This is a genomic window from Rhodoblastus sphagnicola (assembly GCF_002937075.1).
GTDB classification, from domain to species: domain Bacteria; phylum Pseudomonadota; class Alphaproteobacteria; order Rhizobiales; family Beijerinckiaceae; genus Rhodoblastus; species Rhodoblastus sphagnicola.
The window spans coordinates 81,502-101,768 of record NZ_NHSJ01000138.1; the positions used below are offsets into that span (position 1 = coordinate 81,502).

The window sequence follows — 20,267 nt, forward strand, 5'->3', positions numbered from 1 at the left end:
GCCCGTTTCTTGCTTACACCCTTTTGAGGGAAGCCGCCAAGAAAAAAATCATCAACGAAATGAAGGGCGGGAACAAGGTTAATGCCGCCAAATAGTTGTTTTGTCTCTGCGTCAGACGGACCCCGCCGGGATCGTCACATCCTGAATCCTTCACCAAGATAATGGCGGCGGACCTCCGGGTTGGCCACGATCTCGTCGGGCCCTCCCTCCGTCAGAACATGACCGGAGTGGATGATATAGGCCCGGTCGATCAAGCCGAGGGTTTCACGGACGTTATGATCGGTAATCAGGACGCCAATGCCGCGCCCTTTCAGGTGATGAACCAGGTCCTGGATATCGCCCACGGCGATGGGATCTATGCCCGCGAAAGGCTCATCGAGCAGCATGAAAGAGGGATTGCTCGCAAGGGCTCTCGCGATTTCGCAGCGCCGCCGCTCACCGCCGGAAAGGGCGATGGAGGGGGACTTGCGCAGACGCTTGATGTCGAACTCCTCGAGCAGGGCTTCCAACTGTTGCGCGCGCTGGTTGCGGTCGGGTTCGGCGATTTCGAGAACGGCGCGAATGTTTTCCTCGACGGTCAGGCCACGAAAAATCGAAGCCTCTTGTGGCAGATAGCCAATGCCCAATCGGGCGCGCCGGTACATCGGCAGGCCGGTGACGTCATGTCCGTCGAGTTCGATCATGCCCTTGTCCGGCTTGACCAGGCCCGTGATCATGTAAAAGACGGTCGTCTTGCCCGCCCCGTTGGGTCCGAGGAGCCCCACGGCCTCGCCGCGTCTGACGTTCAGGCTGACATCCTCGACGACATGGCGAGATTTGTAGGCTTTTCCCAAGTGATGGACGTTCAGCATCGCTTTCCGACCTTCAATGGCCGGCGCGAGGATTTTGCGGGGGGGCTGGTTGCGCCGATTTGTCACCGGGAACGATCCGGCTCTTCACGCGCCCCTTGGACGAGACGACCGCTTGGCCGCTCTGTAAATCATAGACCAGTTCATCGCCTTTGGTGATGTTTTCTCCTTGCGACAAGGAAACATTTCCGCTCAGCGAAAACTTGTTCTTGGTCTTGTCGTAGAAAAGGGCGTCGCCGACGCCGACCTGATCCTTGTTGACGATCGTGATCGGGCCATCCCCCTTCATCGACCGCAGTTGCGAATTGGCCGCGTTTTGCCCGGAAGTCTTTGTGGCGGCGCCCTTCCGATCAAACAATATGGTCAAAACCGACGCATTCAGGCGTGTGTCACCTTGGACAACCACAACATTTCCCGAATAGATCGCTTTTTGCTCCTTGTCGAAATAATCGAGCTTGTCCGCTGCGATGTTGATCGGCTCCTTGCTGTTCGAGCCGGGGAGCAGCGCGCCCCCTTGGGTCGGCGTTTGGGTCGGCGCTTGGGTTGGCGCCTGAGCAAGAGCGCATGTCGTCATCGCGAGACAGGCGACGACAATTCCCAGGCGTTTTCGTGAATGCGTCAAGGACCGTTTCCTTCAGTTCTGGCGCGCAGGACTGGTTTCCCCATCGCCCTGTCTGAACGTCGATTGCACATTGCCAATGAATGAAAGTTGTGCGCCGTTATCGCTCATGGCAATTGAATCGGCGCTGATCGAACCGTCTGCGAAAGTCAAAAGGACCGGATCGTTCGAACTCATGGCGTTGGTCTTGAAATTCATCAAAGCCCGGTCCATGGCGAGATTATAAGAGCCGCTTGTAATGCGCACATGACCCGATAGCAATAAAGTCTGTCCGTTGGAATCGTAGGATCCGCGATCGCCGACTACACGCGTGTCGCCTTCGTCGGTCATGCGGAGTTTCGCGTCCAGCGCCGTCAACTCCATTCGACTGGGGTCGCGCGGGTTCTGGACGCCGGAGCGCGCGGTGACTTCGAACGGGCGCCCATCCCGTCTCACGCCCGTCAGTTTTGGATTTTCCATCGTGATCTTGTCGCCGGAAAGACCGAGTTTATCCAGTTGAAGGTGGGCGCCAGGCGTCTCGGGCGCACGGAAGAAAGAACTCCCAATCAGCACAATCACGCCAAGCACGGCGGAACCGACAATTGCAAGCCGGACCAGCCGAACCCGCCGCGAGTGACGCGAGGCGGCCACGAAGGCTTGTTGACGATGCGCGGGAACGTCCGGCAAGCCGTCGCCGAAATGTCCCTGCTGCCGCTCGCCCCGCATGTATCCGCCCTGCGACATGTTCGGCAAAATCCCTCCCGATCAAGAATCTTAAAAACAGCGCCATCCCTTGATCGCGCGGGATGAATACAAGCTGAACGATGGCGATATATGCGCTAGGGGTTCTCAGCTGTGCGCAAAAATATCAGTGTCGGGCCACCCCATCAAATCCAACTCGGCGCGCGTTGGCAAAAAGGCAAAACATTGCCGCGCCACTTCAAGACGATGTTCACGCTTCAGCATGCCATCGAGCTTTTCGCGTAGCGCGTGCAAATGCAACACATCCGATGCGGCATAGAGCAACTGCGCTTCGCTCAGATTTTTCGCGCCCCAATCCGACGACTGTTGTTGCTTCGATATGTCGACGCCAAGCAGTTCCCGTACGAGATCCTTGAGGCCGTGGCGATCCGTGTATGTTCTTACGAGCTTGGAAGCGATTTTGGTGCAATAGACGTTGGACGTTCTTATCTTGAAAGTCTCTTGCAAAATAGCAAGATCGAACCGCGCGAAATGAAAGATCTTGGTCACCTCGCTGGTCGTAAGCAGTCTGGTCAGATTGGGCGCTTCGCTCTGGCCCCGCTCAATTTGCACAAGATCGGCAGTCCCGTCGCCGGTTGACAGTTGAACGAGACAAAGGCGGTCGCGGTGGGGATTTAGCCCCAAGGTTTCCGTGTCGATAGCGACAGAAGAGCCGGGCGAAAAACTCTCGGGAAGGTCGCCCTTGTGCAAACGGATATTCATGTGTGATCCTGACCAGTCGGGATTGGTTAGCACCGACCCGGGACGTCGGCAAGCGCCCCGGCCCGTCGCTGCAATTTGGGGGGGCGGCCTCTGGCCCGATTGCGCGGCCAATGTGAATCCCGCGCGCCCGTCGCGAAATTTCGGGTTGGACGGCAAGAGGCGTTTTTGATCGCCTTTTTCAACGACTGTCTCCAATTAGGCACAGCCGCGCGCTCACCATTTGTCTAATGTACCGACACGATCCTCCCATTGCGATAACGTTGTGGCCAAGCCTTTCATCAATGCTGCAGATCAAACGTCGGTGGACGCCGCTCATTTTCTGATGCGAGTCGGCCTTATTCTGGGCTTTGTCGTTACTCCAATCGCCTTGCTGATGTCTCAACGCTCGATCTTCGTGGTGAGTCCGATCGCCGCCGTCTTGATCCTGGCCGCGGGATTGATGCTTTCGCAGCTCATGCGAGTCAAAGAGGTTTTCGCGTTCCTGGCCTCGCGCATCGGTCTGGCGTGCGTCTGTGTCTCTGTTTGGGCCTTCGCATCGCTGCTCTGGACCCCATTTCCGGCCGAGGCGGCGCCGCGTTTGTTCAAGATCGTTTCAACCTTACTCCTCGTCTTGCCCGTGGCTTCCGTGCTTCCGGCGCGAAGCCGGCCGGCGAATTTGTACGTGCTGCCGCTTGGCGTCGCTGTGGCTTCGTTCGGAGTCGTCGTTCTGGACATTGTCCTGTCGACCGAACGGCACAATGCCCTGACGACCGAAACTTTATCGCGCGCGACGAGCGTCTTGCTGCTGCTGGTGTGGCCGGCGATGCTGGCGGTGGTCCTGCGTGGCCGCCCGACCATGGCGGCGAGCGTTGCGATTGTCTCCGTCGCCGCCGCGCTTTCCGTTCACGCCACAACCGCGTTGCTTGCGACAATCCTGGCGGCCCTGGCGTTCCTGGCGGCCAAAATCAACAAAGAGAAATCCGGGTTCTGGATCGGTCGGATCGGCGCGGTCAGCTTCATATTCGCGCCACTCTTGCCTTGGCTTCTGGGGCCGCTGATTGGCGACGCCGTCGCCAGCCTGGCCTGGCTGAAGGACTGGAACGGCATTCTCACCGTCGATGGCGTCCGTTTGTTCACCGGGCATGGATTCAATTACGTGGCGTCGGGCTATTTCCACGGCTACCTCGGCGCGGAGACGCCGAAAAGCTCGCTTTTTGAGATGTGGACCGATCTCGGCGTTCTCGGCGCCTTGGCGAGCGCGGCCCTGCTCTACTGGGCTTATCGGCTGGCGGCAGTCCAGAGCGCAAAGGCGGCGCCGTACTGGATGGGCGCCTTGACGTTCGTGGTGGCGTTCGGCGTCCTCGGCGGCGGCGCGTTGCAGCTTTGGTGGGTTACGGCTTTGGCCTTGGCGCTGGTTGCTCTCATTCTCGCAACGCGGGGCGAGTTCCAGACCGCCCGCCCGACGGCCCCGCGCCACGTTTTATAATCCGAAATCCGAATGGATCATTCGGGTTTCGGATCACTCGGCCGGCGCGACCCCATCGTCAAGCTCCCGCGCGCCGAGCCAGCGCCGCAAAAACTCCACGGTCCAGCGCGCGATCGAGCGGTCGTGCTGGAACCAGCCGTCGATGTGGCGCTGGCGGGTCTGGGCGCTGGGATGGTTCACGCGATCGAGCGAGGTGATCGTCCAGCGGCAGATCATCTCATAGGTGACGTCGGGGTGGAATTGCAGCCCAAACGCGCGCTCGCCGACCTTGATCGCCTGCGCCTGAAAATCCTCCCCTTCCGCAAGAAGAAGCGCGCCGGTGGGACAGTCGAATCCCTCGCGGTGCCACTGATAGACCCGCTCGGGGAAAGGGGAATCGCACAGGCAATGGCCATGTTCGGTCGGATGGATCGGGTAATAGCCCACCTCCACCTTGCCTTCCGGGTGAACATCGACCTTCTGCCCGAGTTGGCGGGCCAAGAGTTGCGCGCCGAGGCAGATGCCCAGATAGGGCTTGTTTTCCTTGAGCGGCGCCGCGATCCAGTCGATCTCGCGCTTCAGCCAGTCGTCCTCGTCATTGGCGCTCATCGGCCCGCCGAAGAACACCGCGCCGGCATGATCCGCGAGGGTTTCCGGCAGCGGGTCGCCGAACCGGGGGCGGCGGATGTCGAGCGGCGCGCCCAATTCGCGCAACAGGCGCCCGATCCGCCCCGGCGACGAATGCTCTCCGTGCAGGACGATCAAAACCGGCTTGTAGGCGGGCAAGGACAAGGGACCATCGGCGCAGTTCATTCCGCGCCCTCCTTTTCGCGCCGCAATTGCATGGCGGCGACATTTTTGAGCAGCAGCGCCTTCGGGGTGAGGGACGCGGCGAAAACCATGATTTTTGTCAGCAGACCGGGGATTTCGACGCGCTGGCCCGCCATCATCGCGTCATAGCCGGCTTGGGCGACGTCCTGCGCGGAGACATAGGCCAGCTTGACGAAACCCATCTTGTCGCCAAATCCGGCGCGGTCGCCGAAACCGGTGGGAACCGGGCCGGGGCACAAAGCGGTGACGCTGACGCCCTGCGGCGCCAGCTCCTGGGAAAGGGCTTCGGTAAAAGACAGCACATAGGCCTTGCTGGCGTAATACACGGCCATGCCGGGCCCGGGCATATAGGCGGCGACCGAGGCGACATTGAGGATGCGGCCGTTGTTCGCGATCAAGGCTTTCGAGAAACGCAGACAAAGCTCTGTCAACGTCCTGATATTGAGGTCGATTATGCCGAGTTGCGCGGAAAAGTCGCTCTCCGCCGCCGCGCCCAGCACGCCATAGCCGGCGTTGTTGACCAGGATTTCCGGCTCCGCCCCGGCCTCGGCGAGGAAGCTCTCGACGGCGGCGCCGGCGCCGGGGGCCGCCAGATCGCAGGCGAACACCAGCGGCCGTGGCGCGCTGCGTCCGGGATAGCGCGCGATTTCGTCGGCGAGCGCGTCGAGCGCCGCCCTGTTGCGGGCCACCAGCGCGAGATCGTGTCCCTTGAGGCCGGCGATCCGCGCCAGTTCGGCGCCGATGCCGCCGGAGGCGCCGGTGATCAGCATGATTTTTCGTGCGGCGCTCATGTCCTGGACTCCTCGGGTTTGCCCAGGTCATCCCAAGGCGCCGGCGCGTGCGGGTCGAGTCCGCAATCGCCGCGAACCTTTCGACGCAGGGCGATGCGGTCGCGCGCGGGCACGCCGAGCAATTCCGACACGCGCCAGATGACATTTTCCTCGAATTCCACCGTGCCGCCATCGGCATAGGCGATGGTCCACATCATCTCGACCAGCCGGCGCCGTTCCGGCGGGCTCATGGCGTCTTTCAGGAGCGAGGTGAAGCCGTAGAGATCAATCGCCTCGCGATCGCTCTGGCGCCCGGCCGCGAGCAGTTTCTGGGCCTGGTCTTCGCTGACGTCGAAGCGCTGCTGGAGCAGCAGCAGCAGGGCGCGGCGCTCGGATTCCGAAAAAATCCCGTCAACTTCAGCCACATGGACCAGCAGGGCGGCGGAGGCGACGCGCAGGTCGGCGTCGCCAAACTGCCGGTCGCCCGGCTCGGCGCTCGTGAGGTCCTCGACAAACTGCCTGATACGCTCAAACACCGCTTCGCCGCTCCATCCGGTCCGAACTACTCTAATTCTGGACGCCGCAAGCTGAACAAAGCATTAACCATGCCGGTTTGGATTGAGCAATCAGCGATTTCGGCGGCGTTTTGTCGCAAAAACGCAAGGTGGTCAAAGCAACCAGGTCGCCTCTTCCAACGCGCGCCGCATTTCGAAGGCGCGAAACTGCGCGAAGATCGGTATCAGCCAGGATTTCAGGCCGGCGCGGACCACCAGCGACATGTCCAAGGGCGGATCGAGCAGGAAGTATGACAGCGACAGATCAACAGGCTCCAGCGCGCGGCCGACCAGCGTGTCGAGCGCGCCAATTTTCAGGCGCCGATGGGGCGGATATACGGCCAGCCTGTCCTGGAGTTGCTCGCCGAACGGCGCCGCGCCTTCATTATAGGTCAGCAGCGTTTCGACCGTCGGCAGCGCATTGGCGAGGGTGTAGGCGGCGGAGGGCGAAGCCTGCGAGGGATCGGCGTGAAACAGGATCACCGGCTCGATATTCTTGCCGCGCGCTTCCTCGACGAAGCCGATGTCCTGGATCAGGGTGAAGAAGCGGTCGTAGGAGCGGCTCCACAGATCGACGATCTTGGCCTCGCCGTCGGGCACGAGCAGGCGGTCGATCATGGCGATCTGGCCCTGCGTGGAGCTCAGGTCCACATTGCGCACCCGGCCGGAAAAGCGCGGGGCGTAATCGGGCTCGTGCGGGTCGGCGTCGAAGCCAACAAAACCGCGCCGCGAGGCGATGAAATAATCGGACAGCAGGCGTGCGGTCGTGCTCACGCCGACGCGCCCGTGCGGCGCGCAGCAAATGTAAACGTAGCTTCTGGGAGGGCGCGCCGGTTCGGCGTTGTCAGGCGGGTCGCCGGGCCCGCGCCAATCGCGCCCGGGCAGCATGTTATCTCAGTCCCTTTGAGCGAGAATGTCGAGCAGACGCACGCGCCGCAGTTCCTCGGCGATCTTGGCTTGCCAGGTGCGCACATAGCCGCGCAGCACGAACGAGGAATTGGCCGGATCGCCTTCCGCCGTCTTGTTGGCGACGAAGGTCGAAAAGGGAACGCCGGCGATTTCCACCTGCTCGTAGGCCATTTCGTCGAGCTTGGGCACGATGATCTCGCCCGCCGGATTGACGCGATCGAAATATTTGCGATTGGTGACAGGATCCCATTCGAAGAATGTCGTGGCGTTGATGTGGTTTTTCACCAGAAAATAATTGGCGTCGTCGATGAAGGGCGCGGTCTCCGCGATTTCGTCCAGCGAGGCGATGGAGGACCCGAGCACATGCAACAGGGTGAAACTGAATTCACCCGCCTTGACCGCCTCCAGGAAGCCGACGTCGCGCAGGGCGCGCAAGGTGGCGCCGAGCGCGCCGGCCCGCGTGTCGATGACGCTGACCTTGATCTGCGCGGAATTCAGCGTATCGAGAATGCGCATCTGGTCGGACGTCTCGCCGATATCCACCACTTCGGTGATCGGCCCGTGGAAACGCTTCAGCGTGCCGCGCGGGAATTCGGTGTCGAAGGCGCGGGTGAGAATGTTGTTGGCGGCGAGATAATCGAGCAAGGCGCGCGATACGGTCGTCTTGCCGACGCCGCCCTTGTCGGCGCCCACCAGAATGACGGCTGGCTTCATGTTGTGTCCCAATCCAGGCGTGAAATCAGCGTCCGGCGTAACCGGAACGTTCTTGGGGGAAGTCTTGCGTTGTGCCGCGGAACCCCTCGGGAGGGGGCGCCGCTTGTCAGAGTTGCGCGCCATACGGCTTTATAGCATCGAAGGGCGAGAAATTGGCGAATGCTGAAGACAAAGTTTAGAAACATGGTTTACGTGCAACAGTATGACCGGCGGCTTGAGACCAATCATGAGCAGGCATGACGCATATACGGCGAATTATCGACTTTTCGCCTGGGCGATTCCAAGGCTCTACAATATCGGCGTCGATGTCTGCGACCGTTGGGCCGCCGTCGACCCCGAGCGCCCCGCCATCATCGAGATCGATTCGACTGACCGGCCGATCCCGTTCAGCTATGGCGCGCTGCGCGCCGAATCGAACCGGATCGCCCATGCGCTGCGCAAGCGCGGCGTCGGGCGCGGCGATATCGTCGCCTTGCTGCTTCCGCAGTCGCGCCACGTCGCGGCGGCGCATATCGCGGTCTACAAGCTCGGCGCCGTGGCCCTGCCGCTCGCCAGCCTGTTCGGGATCGACGCCCTCGCCTACCGTCTGACCGATTCGCAAACCCGCGCGCTGATCTGCGACGCGTCCGGCCTCGCCAAGATCGACGAAATCGGGCGTGAAAAGCTGCCCGACCTGAAAAATGTGCTGTGCCTCGACGGCGCGGCGGCGGGGGCGGACGATTTTTTCGCCGCCATCGCGCGGGAGACGGAGGAATTCGAGCCGGTCGCGACCCTGGCCGACGATCCCGCGCTGATGATCTACACCTCCGGGACCACCGGGCTGGCCAAGGGCGCGCTGCACGCCCATCGCGTCCTGCTCGGCCACCTGCCCGGCGTGCAAATGCCGCATGACGGCTTTCCGCAACAGGGCGACCTGATGTGGACTCCAGCCGACTGGGCCTGGGCCGGCGGTCTGCTCAACGTGCTGCTGCCCTCGCTGCATTTTGGCGTCGCGGTGATCGCCCGTCACTTCAGAAAATTCGACCCCGAGGCCGCCTTCGCGCTGATGGCGAAACACCAGATCCGCAACGCCTATATCCCGCCCACGGCGCTGCGCATGTTGCGCTCGGTGGAAAATCCGCGCGGAAAATACGGTTTTCCCCTGCGCACGGTGAACACCGGCGGCGAATCGCTCGGCGCGGAAACCTTTCATTGGGGCCGCGAGCAATTGGGCCTCACCATCAACGAATCCTACGGCCAGACCGAAGTGAATCTGGTGCTGGCCTCCTCGGCCCTTTGGGGCGTGAACCGCGCCGGCGCCATCGGCAAGCCGGTTCCCGGCCATGACACGGCGGTGATTCGGCCCGATGGCTCGATCTGCGACGATGACGAAACCGGCGAGATCGCGATTCGCAGCCCCAATCCCGTGATGTTCCTGAATTACTGGAAGCGGCCGGAAGCCACCGCCGAAAAGTTCTTGGGAGATTGGATGCTGACCGGCGACCGGGCGCGGCGCGACAAGGACGGCTATGTCTTCTTCCTCGGCCGCGACGACGATGTGATTTCTTCCGCCGGCTATCGGATCGGCCCCAACGAGATCGAGGACGGCCTGCTGCGCCACCCGGCGGTGGCCAATGCGGCGGCGGTGGGCAAGCCGGATCCTTTGCGCGGCGAGATCGTTAAAGCCTTCATCGTGCTGAAGCCGGGTTTTTCGCCCTCGCCGGAACTGGCGAAGGAGATTCAGGTCCACGCGAAAAACCGGCTCTCGGCCCATTCCTATCCGCGCGAGATCGAATTCGCAGCCGAATTGCCGCTGACGACCAGCGGAAAAATCATTCGGCGGATTCTGCGGGAGCGGGGATAGGAACGGCGCGGACCGCCTTTCTCAAGGGCCAGTGAAGAGGAGTGAGACCGCTGACGAATCCGTGGACCGCCCTCGTCCTTCGAGACGGCCCCTGCGGGGGCCTCCTCAGGATGAGGGCTACTTTCTTGTTCCATATAGAGAACGTCCTCATGGTGCGGAAGCCCCGCAGGGGCCGCCTCGAACCATGGCCATCAAGACGGGACTTTCGCGCGACTCGGAGTCTGCGTCATTTGTTGGTCGCCTCGGCCCTGCTGGCGGCGACGTCGCTTGCGGCCGAGCCGCGCTATTCCCCGCCGCCCAGTCCGGGATACCTGCCGCAAATCGTTCCTATGCCGCCCGCGCCGAGAATCGAGATTCCACCGCCTCCGCCCAGGTCCCAGCCGACCCCGCCGCCGTTGCCGTTGCCGCTGCTGCGACGACACGGCGGAACCAGCTTTCCCGGCGGCATGACGATCACGGTGACAAAACTCCTGCATGACGATCGCGACAAGGACGTTGCGAGATCGACGGCCCCGATCGACCGCCCCAAACAGGCGGCGGACCAATTGGCGGCCTGCTGGTCGCCGCCGCTCCCTCCCAAGAAAGACACGGTGGAGATCACCCTGAAATTTTCGTTCAACGGCCGGGGCGAAATCATGGGCGCGCCGCGCACGCCCTATGTGAAGGCGGCGCCGGGAATCAGCGCCGACACGGTGCGCGAGTCCCTGCGCGCGGCGATCAAAACCTGTTCGCCGCTGCGCTTCACCAAGAGCATGGCGGCGAGCGCGCCGGGCTATCCCCTGTCCATCCGCTTCATCGCGCGTCGCGCGGACGATTGATCATTCGCCGCCCGGGTTCTCCAGGCTGAACGTCTGCGAGCCCTCGTCGAAGGCGAAAAGCTCGCCATAGCGGCCCCAGGTGATCACGCCCTTCAGCGTGTCCTCGGCGCGGTCCTCCGACATATAGTCTTCAAGCTCGCTCTGGAAGCGGGTGGCGGGGGCGCGGTGCGACGGACGTTCGTCGAGCACCCGGCGGATGCGGGCGGCGAGCGGCACATAGGCCAGCAGATGATCGGCGAACGTCTTCTTGCGCGCGTCGATGTCGGCGTCGGAGAATTTCAGACCGGCCGGGGTGAGCTTGATGTCGCCTTCCATCACTTCGGCGAAACGCAGCAATTGCAGGGTTTCGGCGACGGGGAACAGGTCGTCGATCTCCATGTTGAGGCTGTCGGCGAGCGCCGGCAGGTCGGCCTTGCCGTTATAGGGCGGAGCCGCCACCTCCTCGATCATGCCGGCGAGCGTGTTGGTGGAAATATGCGGCAGCGCCATGCCCAGGCCGAGGCCGGGGAAGACGCCGTCGCGCTCGGGCGCGGGCCGCTTGGTCATCAGCGCGTAGATCTTGTCCACCAACTGCCGGAATTCCGGGTCGAGCCGGTTGCGCGGATGCGGCAGGTCGACCTTCATCTCGGCGGCGATGCGACCGGGATTGGACGACAGCACCACGATGCGGTCGCACATCAACACCGCTTCCTCGATATTGTGCGTGACCATCAGGATGCTGTTGGTGGGCATCCGGCCTTCCACCCAGAGATCGAGCAGATCGGTGCGCAGGGTTTCGGCGGTCAGCACGTCGAGCGCCGAAAAAGGCTCGTCCATCAACAAGATGTTCGGCTCGACCACCAGGCCCCTCGCGAAACCGACGCGCTGGCGCATGCCACCGGACAATTCCTTGGGAAAGGCCGATTCAAAGCCGTCGAGCCCGATGGTGTCGATGGCCGCCAGCGCCCGGCGGCGCGCCTCCTCGGCGGGCACCCCCTTGGTGCGCAGGCCGATTTCCACATTGTCGAGTACGGACAGCCAGGGGAACAGCGCGAAGGACTGGAACACCATGGCCACGCCCTGCACGGGGCCGCGCACCCGCGCGCCCAGATAGGACACCTCGCCCTTCGACGGCGTCACCAGTCCGGCGACAATGCGCAGCAGCGTGGACTTGCCGCAACCGGAGCGGCCGAGCAGCCCGACGATTTCGCCTGACTTCAGCGTCAGCGAGACATTGTCCAACACCAGCGAATCGCGTTCGCCCGAACCCTTGGTATAGGTCTGGCTGACATTGATGAGTTCGAGCAGGGCGCCTTCCGGCCGGTCGAGCATGGCGGACTCCTCAGTTTATGCGCAGCCTGCGCTCGCCCAGGGCGAACAGCGGACGCCACAGCAGGCGGTTGAACAGGATGACGAAAATCGACATGACCGCGACGCCCAGCACGATCTTGGGATAGTCGCCGGCTTCGGTCGCCTGCGCGATATAGGCGCCGATGCCGTGGGCGGCGACCTTGTCGTCGCCCCATTTCACATATTCGGCGACGATGGCCGCGTTCCACGACCCGCCGGAAGCGGTGAGCGCGCCGGTGACGTAATAGGGAAAGACCGCCGGAAGAATCACGTCCTTCCACCAGTATTTGCCCTTGATTCCATAATTGACGGAAGCTTCGCGCAAATCGTTCGGGAAGGCCATGGCTCCGCCGATGACGTTGAACACGATGTACCATTGCGTGCCGAACACGATCAGCCCGGACAGCCAGATGTCCGGATTGAGCGAAAACTTCACCACCAGGACCACGGCGATCGGGAACAGCACATTGGCGGGAAAGGCGGCGAGGAATTGCGCCATCGGCTGCACCTTCTCCGCCAGCCGGGGCCGCAGGCCGATGAAAATGCTGATGGGCACCCAGAACAGGCTGGCGAACACGATCAGCACGAACACCCGGATCATCGTGTAGGTCGTGAGGATCACGGTCTCGCGCAGATCGCCCAGCGAGAGCTTTTCCGAGACGAATTCAAACACCTGATAGAGCGAATAGCCCACCATCGCCGCGATCGCGATGAACCAGATCGCGTCCTGGATGCGCGTCACGGCTTGGCCCGACCACCGCAGGCGCAGGCCTTCCGAATGCGGCATGTCCAGCCGCAACAGGGCGATGCGGTCGAGGATGCGGGCGGGCGTGGTCACCAGCGCCCGCAGGAAGCGGGTGCGCAGGAACAGCTGGCGCACCCAGCTCTCTTCCTGCGTCTGGCCCGCCGACAATTCCACCCGGAATTTCGCCGCGAAAGCGACGATGGGGCGGAACAGGAACTGGTCATAGGCGAGAATGACCAGAACCACCACGCCCACGGCGGCGAGAACGGCGTCGATGCGCTTGGCGTCAATGGCGAGCGCGAGATAGGAGCCGATGCCCGGCAGTTTTATGGTGGTGTCGCCGACCGAAATGGCTTCGGACGCCACCACGAAGAACCAGCCGCCCGACATGGACATCATCATGTTCCAGATCAGCGACGGCATGGCGAACGGCGCTTCGAGCTGCCAGAATTTCTGCCAGGGCGAGAAATGATAGCCCTCCGCCACTTCCTCCAGATCGCGCGGCACAGTGCGCAGCGACTGGTAGAAGGAAAACGCCATGTTCCAGGCCTGGCTGGTGAAGATGGCGAAAATCGCCGCCAGTTCCGCGCCCATGGTCGAGCCCGGGAACAGGCCGAGGAAGAAGGTGACGGTGAACGAGAGAAAGCCGAGCACCGGCACGGACTGCAACACGTCGAGCAGCGGAATCAGCACCATTTCGGCGCGCCGGCTCTTCGCGGCCAGGGTCGCGTAGGTGAAGGTGAAGACGAGCGAAGCGGACAGCGCGGCGAACATGCGCAGGGTGGTGCGCAAGGCGTAATAGGGCAGATTGGCGTAATCGAGCGACAGATCGGCGGTAACAGGCGCGGTGAGCGGCGCCGTCATGCCGACCGAGCCCTTGGCGACGGCGACAAAGGCGGCGACCACCACGGCCAGCGCGATGAAATCCCACTGGTTGGGCAGCGCGCGCCGGCCGAGCGAGGTGAAGGCGACGAAGCGGGAGGTCATGCTCGGCTCCCCGTGCGAAACAGGTGACGGAATCGGTGCGGCTTCGCCGCTCGCTTTCGTTGTACGACGAAGATTACAGAATTACGACAGTCCGTTCCATTCGTCGCGCCAAACCGCTGTCGCCGCTTTACTTTTGTCCTTTGGCTTCCAGTTCGGCCTTGAGCGCCGCGAGCTTGGCGAAGGGCGAATCGGGGTCGGCCCTCTTCTCGCGCTGGGGGCGTTTCTCGGCCGCCTGATGCGGACGCTCGCCCGGTTTGGCGTCGTCGCGGCGCTTGCCGTCGAACTTGCCTTCGAACCTGCGCTTGCCTTCGAAGCGCGGCTTGCCGCCTTCGGGACGATCCGAACGGTCGCCGCGTCGCGTCGCGTCGCCTTCCGCTTGCGCCGGGGCTTCACCGCTTGCAGCTTCGGGGCGTGGGCCGCCTTGACCGCGACGCGGGCCGCCGCGCCCGCGCTGTTCGGCGCCGCCCGGACGGCGTCCTTGATGATGCTGGCGATGCGGCTTCCACACTTCAATGAGCACAGGCTCGGCGGGGGCTTCCGGCTCCGCCGCTTCTTCGCCGGCGGCTTCGCCTTCAGGCGCGGCTTCCGCCGCCTGTGGGGCCTCGCTCGGCGCTTCCGCATCGACCTGAGCCGACTCCTCCGGCGTTTCGGCTTCAGGCGCCGCGTCGACCGCGGGCGCGGCCTCTGCCTGCGCTTCTTCCGGTGTCGATCCTTCAGCCGCGGTTTCTTCAGCCGCCGTTTCTTCCGTCGCGCTTTCTTGCGTCGCGCCTTCTTGCGCCTCGGCCTCGGGCGCTGGCGTTTCGACCTTCACGGGTTCGGTCCCGGCCTTGGGCAGCAGCGCGACCGTGATCGCCGGCCCCGGCCGCTGCTCGCTGACATAGCCGAGCGATTTCAGAATGCCGGCGAAGGCCTCGCCGGAACAGCCGGCCAGCGAGGTCATGGCCACGGTGACGATGAAACCGTCGGCATCCGCCGCGCCCGCGGGCGCTTCGCCTGGCGTGGCGCCCGGCCGATAGGCGATGGCGGGGCGAATCAGATCGGCGAGCCGCTCCAGAATATCGACGCGCACGGCGCGCTCGCCGCAGACGCGGAAGCCGGCGGCGCGATAGAGGCCGCGATTGATCTGCTGGTCGGCGGCGAAGGAGGTGCGGCCGGAGGAGGCGAGATGCGCGACCTCGTCAATGCCCTTCACGGTCTCCAGCCCGCCATGCTGCAAGGCCCAGAGCTGCGCGGCGAGCGCGCGGGGGGCCGGTTTCAGCAGCGCCGGCAGATAGAGGTGATAGGCGCCGAAGCGGACGCCGAACTTGCGCAGGGAGGCGCGGGCCTCCTGCGAAATGGACTTCATCTCGTCGGCGACGCGGGCGCGCTCCAGCACGCCCAGGGACTCGCCGATCTGGAAAGCGACGCCGCGCGCCACGCCTTCGAGGCCGTCGCCGATTTCGAGGTCTTCCAGCGGCCCCAGCAGTTTCTTGACATGCTGCGCCAGCCACAGATCGAGTCGCGCCTGAACCTGTTCGAGCTGTGCGCCGCTCAAAAGCTCGTCCGCGATCAGTTTCACACGAGGCTTGAGCAGGTGGTCGCCGGTGGAGATGCGGGCGACGGGTTCGCCGAGCCAGCGGATCAGCCCGTCATTGGCGAGGACGAAGGCGTCGTCCACCGCCTCATGCACACGGCGCGCGCGCGCCTCGATCTCGGTCGCCAGCGCCTTTTGCGCGGCGGCGTTGAGCGTTTTCGCCTCCTCGCCGACGGCCGATGGGTCCGGGGTGAAACAAAATCCCAATAAGGAACCGACATGGTGGCCTTCGACCATGACCTGACCCGTCGCGGTGATTTCGGCTTCCATAATGGCGTTCTCTCTTAAGCGGCGCATCAGCACACTGGCGCGCCGATTGACAAATCTCTGGGTCAGGCGCGCGTGCAAGGCGTCGGACAGATTGTCCTCTACCTGACGCGCGACGCCCTGCCAATGCTCTGGATCGATAAGCCAGTCATTTCGATTGGCGATGAAGGCGCAGGTGCGGACGATACTTATGCGCGCGGACAGGGCGTCGATGTCGCCATCCATGCGGTCGGCCGAGGAAATCTGCCGCGAAATCCAGTCGTCGGGGATGCGTCCGGCGCGCACGACATAGGTGAAAACGCTGAGACACAAGTCGGCGTGAGCGGCCGGGGATGTCTTGCGATAATCGGGAATCTGGCAGACATCCCAAAGCCTCTCGATGTCCGCGCGCGTCTTGGCATGGCGACGAACTGTCGCATCCCGCATCGCCGCCTCCAGCGCGACCTGGTCTTCCGCCATCGGCGCGCGCGTCAGGCCGGGATGGTCCGGCAGTCGGTCGAGCGAGGCGCAAAGGGATTCGAGCGAGGAAAAATCCAGCGTAGCGTTGCGCCATTGCAACATTGTGACGGGGTCGAAGGCATGGGCCTCGATCATGCCCGCCAACTCATCGTCGAGCGGGGGGCAGCGCCCCGTCGAGCCAAACGTGCCGTCCCGCGTGTGGCGGCCGGCGCGTCCGGCGATCTGTCCGAATTCGGCGGGGTTGAGCCGGCGGAACTGATAGCCGTCGAATTTCCGGTCGGAGGCGAAGGCGACGTGATCGACGTCGAGGTTGAGGCCCATGCCGATGGCGTCGGTGGCGACGATATAGTCGACCTCGCCGTTCTGGTAGAGATCGATCTGGGCGTTGCGGGTGCGCGGGCTGAGCGCGCCCAGCACCACCGCCGCGCCGCCCTTCATGCGCCGCAGCCATTCGGCGATCGCATACACATCCTCGGCGCGAAACGTGACGATGGCGCTGCGGCGGGGCAGGCGCGCGATCTTGCGGTCGCCGGCGAACAAAAGCTGCGACATGCGCGGGCGCGACTGGATGCGAATGCCCGGCAACAGTTTTTCCAGCACATCCTGCATGGTCCCCGCGCCGATCAGCAGGGTTTCCTCCGTGCCGCGCCGGTTGAGAATGCGGTCGGTAAAGACGTGGCCGCGGTCGAACGAGGCGGCGAGCTGGATTTCGTCGATGGCGACAAAGGGCAGGCTGAGGTCGCGCGGCATGGCCTCGACGGTCGAGACCCAATAGCGCGGATGGCGCGGCTTGATCTTTTCCTCGCCGGTGATGAGCGCGACCGCCTCAGGCCCGGCCTTGGCGACCACGCGATTGTAGACCTCGCGCGCGAGCAGCCGCAGCGGCAGGCCGATCATGCCGGCGCGATGGCCGAGCATGCGCTCGATGGCGAAATGAGTCTTGCCCGTATTGGTCGGGCCAAGGATCGCCGACACATTTTGGTCGGGCAAGAGGCGATTCACCATCACGCCTCCGTCCGCGAGCCCGAGGGAAAGCAAAATTCCATTGCTGTCTGGATGGACCGAAGCCGCCTTGATTGCAAGGGCGGCGCGCAGCGCGCGACCCGCCGTCGGCGGCGCCGCTGCGACAATTTGCGCCAGTTTTGAATCAATGGCGCTTGCGTTGGATCAAACCTCAACCGCTTGGCCCCAGCTATAAGGATGTCGTGACTTCACGTCGCAGATGCCCACTTTCATGGGCGTTTCCTCCCTGACTTGGACCGCTCCGCCCGGGCGGTCCCTTTTCTTTTTGGGGTTGGTTTTCGCGCGGCTGTGACCGGCGAATCGTCCGAAAAGGCCAGATCTGCTGCTGCGCGCCCCCCGGTTGAACCTAGGGCGAACGAATCGCGGTCGAATCGCCGACGTTCAGGAAGTCGTGCTTTGTTCGCGCAGGATGTGGGACCAGATCGCCTCCGACGCGCCAGATGTTGAATTCACCTCGGGATGACACGAGTCGCCGCGCGAGGGGCGCGCGGACTCTGAACGCTTTTTTTGTCAATCGTTTCAGGAAAAGATCAGGGCGTCACGCGCAGTTCCGACGCCTCGACCACGATGGCGCCAACCTGGGTCATCAGCGACACCCGATAGGGCACGACGACGTGGGTGCGGCTGACGGGCGCCAGCCAGACGTCCATTTGCTCGTTCTGCGCCATGAACTGCGTGCCCTTGGCGGTTGTCTTGTGCCCGGCGATGGGAAAGTAGCGCGCGGCGCAGACGGTGACGGGGCCGGAATAGCCCTTTTCCTTGACTTCCTTCACTTCGACAAATCTCAAGCTGACGTCGAAACGCGTATAGCCGTCATAGACGGGAACGTGCGCGCGGCAAGCGCTGGGACCGACGGGGTTGGCGTTTTCCGGAACCGGCATCAGGAAGGCGGACAGCGGATCGAGGATGCCGCGCCGGTGCGCGTCGGTCAGCGGCACGTGGTCAGGATCCTTGTCCTCTTCCCAGAACGGCGAATATTGCACCTGGCGCACGGTTCCAGAAGCGAGCGCCATGCGCAGCGTGCGGGTTTCGCGTGAATTGGAGGCCGTCGTGGCGTAAGTCATCGGCGTGGGCGCGCCGCCCTCGATGGCGCCGGTCGAGGCCAGCGCCATTCTCAGATTGGAGATCAGGCTGGCGACGCCCGTCAGCTTCACACTGAGGTCGACGCGATAATGTTTTTCGTCGATGGAGCTGGTGGCGTCGGCGGCGCCGATCGGCAGGCCGATCAGGGAGACGCGATAATGCGCGCGCACGTTTTCCGCATGGGCGCCGCTGGCGAACAAACTCGAGGCGCCGCCGGCGAACAGACTCAGGGACAGGCCCAGGCCGAGAAGCGGGGAGCGATGTTTGCGGACAAGAGACATACGAAGCGGGTCCTGACGGGCGCGTGGCCGGAGAGCCTCTAAAAGAGCTGATTCGCGCGGAATGTTAGTTAACATAATGGCGTCGACGTGACCTTCCTGATTTGCCGCGAAAATTCTTGAAGCTGGGGCCAGGGAATTCGGTTTACCCCCTTGCCGGCTTCGCGACTCGCAGCTATAAGGCGGGCCTCCAGGGCGTGACGGCCTCGCCGTCGCAAATGTCGGAGTGTAGCGCAGCCTGGTAGCGCACCTCGTTCGGGACGAGGGGGTCGGAGGTTCGAATCCTCTCACTCCGACCATTCTTTACACTTCAAGCGGGTGCTCCGGGTAGCCGGGCTGCTGCGGTCGCGCATGGCGTAACCGCAGGCTTGAATAACCAGTCCGAAGCGAATTCGGTTCTGGTTGGCCTTCAAGTTTGGACATTGGCGCGTTTTGCCGCTTGACCTTTCCGGGCCTCTTCCTTATGAACGCGCACCACTGAACCGTGCGCGCGGAAGGCCAAGTTCCCGCGCCGCTTTTGTTTTGACGCAACAGCGATCGACGGTTTTTATGAATTTCGGCCGAAAGGCCAACCCGGGACAGGGCGTTTCGCGCGTCCGGGGCCGGCGAGTTGAAAGTTGAAAGGAACACCCATGTCCCGCCGTTGCGAATTGACCGGCAAGGCTGTCCAGAGCGGCAATCTCGTCAGCCACTCGAACCACAAGACCCGCACCCGGTTCCTGCCGAACCTGGTCAATGTCTCGCTGATCTCCGATTCGCTGAAGCGCTCGGTGCGCCTGCGCATCGCCGCCGCAGCCCTGCGCTCGGTCGAGCATCGCGGCGGCCTCGACGCCTTCCTCATCAAGGCCCGCGACACCGAATTGTCGATCAACGCGCTCAAGCTGAAGCGCGAAATCGCCAAGAAGCTCCAGGTCGTCGAGACGGCCCAGGCCTGAGTTCACGGCGCCACGCATGCGAAACGGGCCCTTCGAGGCCCGTTTTCATTTGTAAGGCGAAAGCGGGGCCGGACCCCGCTTTCTTTATTCAGAGCACCGTGACGTCAGCGCCGATCCTCACGCGCTGGTAAAGGTCGATCACGTCCTCGTTCATCATGCGGATGCAACCGGAGGACACGTTCTGGCCGATGGTCCAGGGCTCGTTGGTGCCGTGGATGCGATACATCGACGATCCCAGATAGAGCGCGCGGGCGCCAAGCGGATTGCCGGGGCCGCCCTCCATGTGACCGGGCAGGTCCGGCCGGCGTTGCAGCATTTCCGGCGGCGGCGTCCAGTCCGGCCATTCCGACTTGCGGCTCACCGTCTTGTGGCCCCCCCACTCAAAACCGGGGCGGGCGACGCCGATGCCATAGCGCATGGCCCGGCCCGAACCCGTCACCAGATAAAGATAATGGTTGGGCGTATCCACCACGATCGAGCCGATCCCGCCGGAGCCGGCATAATCGACTTCCTGGCGGTGGAATTGTTCCGGCACGCTCCAATCGCGGCGGGCGGTCGCCAGCGCCGCCTGCTGCGTGTAAGGCGTGTTGACCTTGGGGCGTTCGGGCAGGGCGCGCGGTTCGGGCGCGGGCCGCGCGCGCATCTCGCCGCCGGTCACCAGAAATTCGATCAGGCCGCCGCCGAGATCTTGCGCGTGCGAGGGAAGGCTATGAAATAAAAGACCCAGGCCGCACAGGAGTGGTGGCAGAATATGTGACGTGCGCATGGTCGTAAATCCTGAAATCCCAGACCATG

General features: G+C 63.4%; 18 protein-coding genes, 1 tRNA gene and 1 pseudogene. 5 read left to right on the forward strand and 15 right to left on the reverse strand.

Annotated elements, in window-relative coordinates:
* Positions 1-134: 134 nt before the first annotated feature.
* The 5 genes and pseudogenes from lptB to CCR94_RS24825 all read right to left on the reverse strand — a co-directional run.
* Positions 135-842: pseudogene (lptB, locus tag CCR94_RS23685) on the reverse strand (LPS export ABC transporter ATP-binding protein); the annotation flags it as partial.
* Between the two features lie 22 nt (positions 843-864).
* Entirely contained in the window at positions 865-1,470 is a 606-nt protein-coding gene (locus CCR94_RS23690; protein ID WP_104510737.1) for an LptA/OstA family protein, read from the reverse strand.
* A gap of 12 nt (positions 1,471-1,482) precedes the next feature.
* Positions 1,483-2,190 (reverse strand): LPS export ABC transporter periplasmic protein LptC, encoded by a 708-nt coding sequence (gene lptC / locus CCR94_RS23695; protein WP_104510738.1) that lies wholly within the window; start codon positions 2,188-2,190, stop codon positions 1,483-1,485.
* 105 nt (positions 2,191-2,295) lie between these two features.
* Complete coding sequence (locus CCR94_RS23700; protein WP_104510739.1) at positions 2,296-2,910, reverse strand: ribonuclease D; 615 nt, start codon at positions 2,908-2,910, stop codon at positions 2,296-2,298.
* A gap of 378 nt (positions 2,911-3,288) precedes the next feature.
* Positions 3,289-3,495, reverse strand: coding sequence for a hypothetical protein (locus CCR94_RS24825; RefSeq protein WP_146090170.1), 207 nt, complete (start codon positions 3,493-3,495; stop codon positions 3,289-3,291).
* A gap of 97 nt (positions 3,496-3,592) precedes the next feature.
* Between CCR94_RS24825 and CCR94_RS23705 the strand changes: the two genes are divergently transcribed.
* Positions 3,593-4,375 carry a hypothetical protein gene (locus CCR94_RS23705; RefSeq protein WP_146090171.1) on the forward strand — a complete coding sequence of 261 codons (783 nt, stop codon included), beginning with the start codon at positions 3,593-3,595 and terminating at the stop codon, positions 4,373-4,375.
* A gap of 33 nt (positions 4,376-4,408) precedes the next feature.
* Here the strand turns inward: CCR94_RS23705 and CCR94_RS23710 are convergent, their stop codons facing one another.
* From CCR94_RS23710 to CCR94_RS23730, 5 genes are all read right to left on the reverse strand, one after another.
* Entirely contained in the window at positions 4,409-5,167 is a 759-nt protein-coding gene (locus CCR94_RS23710; RefSeq protein WP_104510741.1) for a glutamine amidotransferase, read from the reverse strand.
* Positions 5,164-5,976 carry an SDR family NAD(P)-dependent oxidoreductase gene (locus CCR94_RS23715; RefSeq protein WP_104510742.1) on the reverse strand — a complete coding sequence of 271 codons (813 nt, stop codon included), beginning with the start codon at positions 5,974-5,976 and terminating at the stop codon, positions 5,164-5,166. Before CCR94_RS23715 ends, CCR94_RS23710 begins: the two co-directional genes overlap by 4 nt.
* Positions 5,973-6,491, reverse strand: coding sequence for a tellurite resistance TerB family protein (locus tag CCR94_RS23720; RefSeq protein WP_104510743.1), 519 nt, complete (start codon positions 6,489-6,491; stop codon positions 5,973-5,975). Before CCR94_RS23720 ends, CCR94_RS23715 begins: the two co-directional genes overlap by 4 nt.
* Positions 6,492-6,623: 132 nt before the next feature.
* Positions 6,624-7,283, reverse strand: coding sequence for a hypothetical protein (locus CCR94_RS23725; protein ID WP_210302276.1), 660 nt, complete (start codon positions 7,281-7,283; stop codon positions 6,624-6,626).
* 120 nt (positions 7,284-7,403) lie between these two features.
* Positions 7,404-8,132: a P-loop NTPase family protein gene (locus tag CCR94_RS23730; protein ID WP_104510744.1), complete on the reverse strand. Its 729-nt coding sequence runs from the start codon at positions 8,130-8,132 to the stop codon at positions 7,404-7,406.
* A gap of 226 nt (positions 8,133-8,358) precedes the next feature.
* Between CCR94_RS23730 and CCR94_RS23735 the strand changes: the two genes are divergently transcribed.
* Together CCR94_RS23735 and CCR94_RS23740 are read left to right on the forward strand one after the other, a co-directional pair.
* Entirely contained in the window at positions 8,359-9,975 is a 1,617-nt protein-coding gene (locus CCR94_RS23735) for an AMP-binding protein (RefSeq protein ID WP_104510745.1), read from the forward strand.
* A 230-nt stretch (positions 9,976-10,205) separates the two neighbouring features.
* Positions 10,206-10,793 (forward strand): hypothetical protein, encoded by a 588-nt coding sequence (locus CCR94_RS23740; protein ID WP_104510746.1) that lies wholly within the window; start codon positions 10,206-10,208, stop codon positions 10,791-10,793.
* On the opposite strand, the gene CCR94_RS23745 is transcribed toward CCR94_RS23740, so the two are convergent.
* The 4 genes from CCR94_RS23745 to CCR94_RS23760 all read right to left on the reverse strand — a co-directional run bounded on the left by CCR94_RS23745 (position 10,794) and on the right by CCR94_RS23760 (position 18,540).
* Positions 10,794-12,104 (reverse strand): ABC transporter ATP-binding protein, encoded by a 1,311-nt coding sequence (locus CCR94_RS23745; protein WP_104510747.1) that lies wholly within the window; start codon positions 12,102-12,104, stop codon positions 10,794-10,796. It abuts the gene before it with no gap.
* Between the two features lie 10 nt (positions 12,105-12,114).
* Positions 12,115-13,854, reverse strand: coding sequence for an ABC transporter permease (locus CCR94_RS23750; protein WP_104510748.1), 1,740 nt, complete (start codon positions 13,852-13,854; stop codon positions 12,115-12,117).
* Between the two features lie 127 nt (positions 13,855-13,981).
* A complete protein-coding gene (locus tag CCR94_RS23755; RefSeq protein ID WP_104510749.1) occupies positions 13,982-17,158 on the reverse strand; it encodes a helicase-related protein in 3,177 nt (1,058 codons plus the stop codon).
* A 548-nt stretch (positions 17,159-17,706) separates the two neighbouring features.
* Positions 17,707-18,540, reverse strand: a complete 834-nt coding sequence (locus tag CCR94_RS23760; protein ID WP_158254888.1) for a DUF3108 domain-containing protein — start codon at positions 18,538-18,540, stop codon at positions 17,707-17,709.
* A gap of 219 nt (positions 18,541-18,759) precedes the next feature.
* Here CCR94_RS23760 and CCR94_RS23765 point away from each other — a divergent pair.
* Positions 18,760-18,836: transfer RNA gene (locus CCR94_RS23765), tRNA-Pro, on the forward strand.
* A gap of 333 nt (positions 18,837-19,169) precedes the next feature.
* Positions 19,170-19,472 carry a 50S ribosomal protein L28 gene (gene rpmB / locus CCR94_RS23770; protein ID WP_104510751.1) on the forward strand — a complete coding sequence of 101 codons (303 nt, stop codon included), beginning with the start codon at positions 19,170-19,172 and terminating at the stop codon, positions 19,470-19,472.
* An 88-nt stretch (positions 19,473-19,560) separates the two neighbouring features.
* On the opposite strand, the gene CCR94_RS23775 is transcribed toward rpmB, so the two are convergent.
* Positions 19,561-20,238: a L,D-transpeptidase gene (locus CCR94_RS23775; protein ID WP_244594211.1), complete on the reverse strand. Its 678-nt coding sequence runs from the start codon at positions 20,236-20,238 to the stop codon at positions 19,561-19,563.
* Positions 20,239-20,267: the final 29 nt, after the last annotated feature.

Coding starts and splice junctions, on each gene's coding strand:
- lptC (WP_104510738.1), bottom strand. CDS start 2,190: ATGTCGCAGGGCGGATACATGCGGGGCGAGCGGCAGCAGGGACATTTC.
- CCR94_RS23700 (WP_104510739.1), bottom strand. CDS start 2,910: ATGAATATCCGTTTGCACAAGGGCGACCTTCCCGAGAGTTTTTCGCCC.
- CCR94_RS23710 (WP_104510741.1), bottom strand. CDS start 5,167: ATGAACTGCGCCGATGGTCCCTTGTCCTTGCCCGCCTACAAGCCGGTT.
- CCR94_RS23715 (WP_104510742.1), bottom strand. CDS start 5,976: ATGAGCGCCGCACGAAAAATCATGCTGATCACCGGCGCCTCCGGCGGC.
- CCR94_RS23730 (WP_104510744.1), bottom strand. CDS start 8,132: ATGAAGCCAGCCGTCATTCTGGTGGGCGCCGACAAGGGCGGCGTCGGC.
- CCR94_RS23735 (WP_104510745.1), top strand. CDS start 8,359: ATGAGCAGGCATGACGCATATACGGCGAATTATCGACTTTTCGCCTGG.
- CCR94_RS23745 (WP_104510747.1), bottom strand. CDS start 12,104: ATGCTCGACCGGCCGGAAGGCGCCCTGCTCGAACTCATCAATGTCAGC.
- CCR94_RS23750 (WP_104510748.1), bottom strand. CDS start 13,854: ATGACCTCCCGCTTCGTCGCCTTCACCTCGCTCGGCCGGCGCGCGCTG.
- CCR94_RS23755 (WP_104510749.1), bottom strand. CDS start 17,158: ATGGTGAATCGCCTCTTGCCCGACCAAAATGTGTCGGCGATCCTTGGC.
- CCR94_RS23760 (WP_158254888.1), bottom strand. CDS start 18,540: ATGTCTCTTGTCCGCAAACATCGCTCCCCGCTTCTCGGCCTGGGCCTG.
- rpmB (WP_104510751.1), top strand. CDS start 19,170: ATGTCCCGCCGTTGCGAATTGACCGGCAAGGCTGTCCAGAGCGGCAAT.
- CCR94_RS23775 (WP_244594211.1), bottom strand. CDS start 20,238: ATGCGCACGTCACATATTCTGCCACCACTCCTGTGCGGCCTGGGTCTT.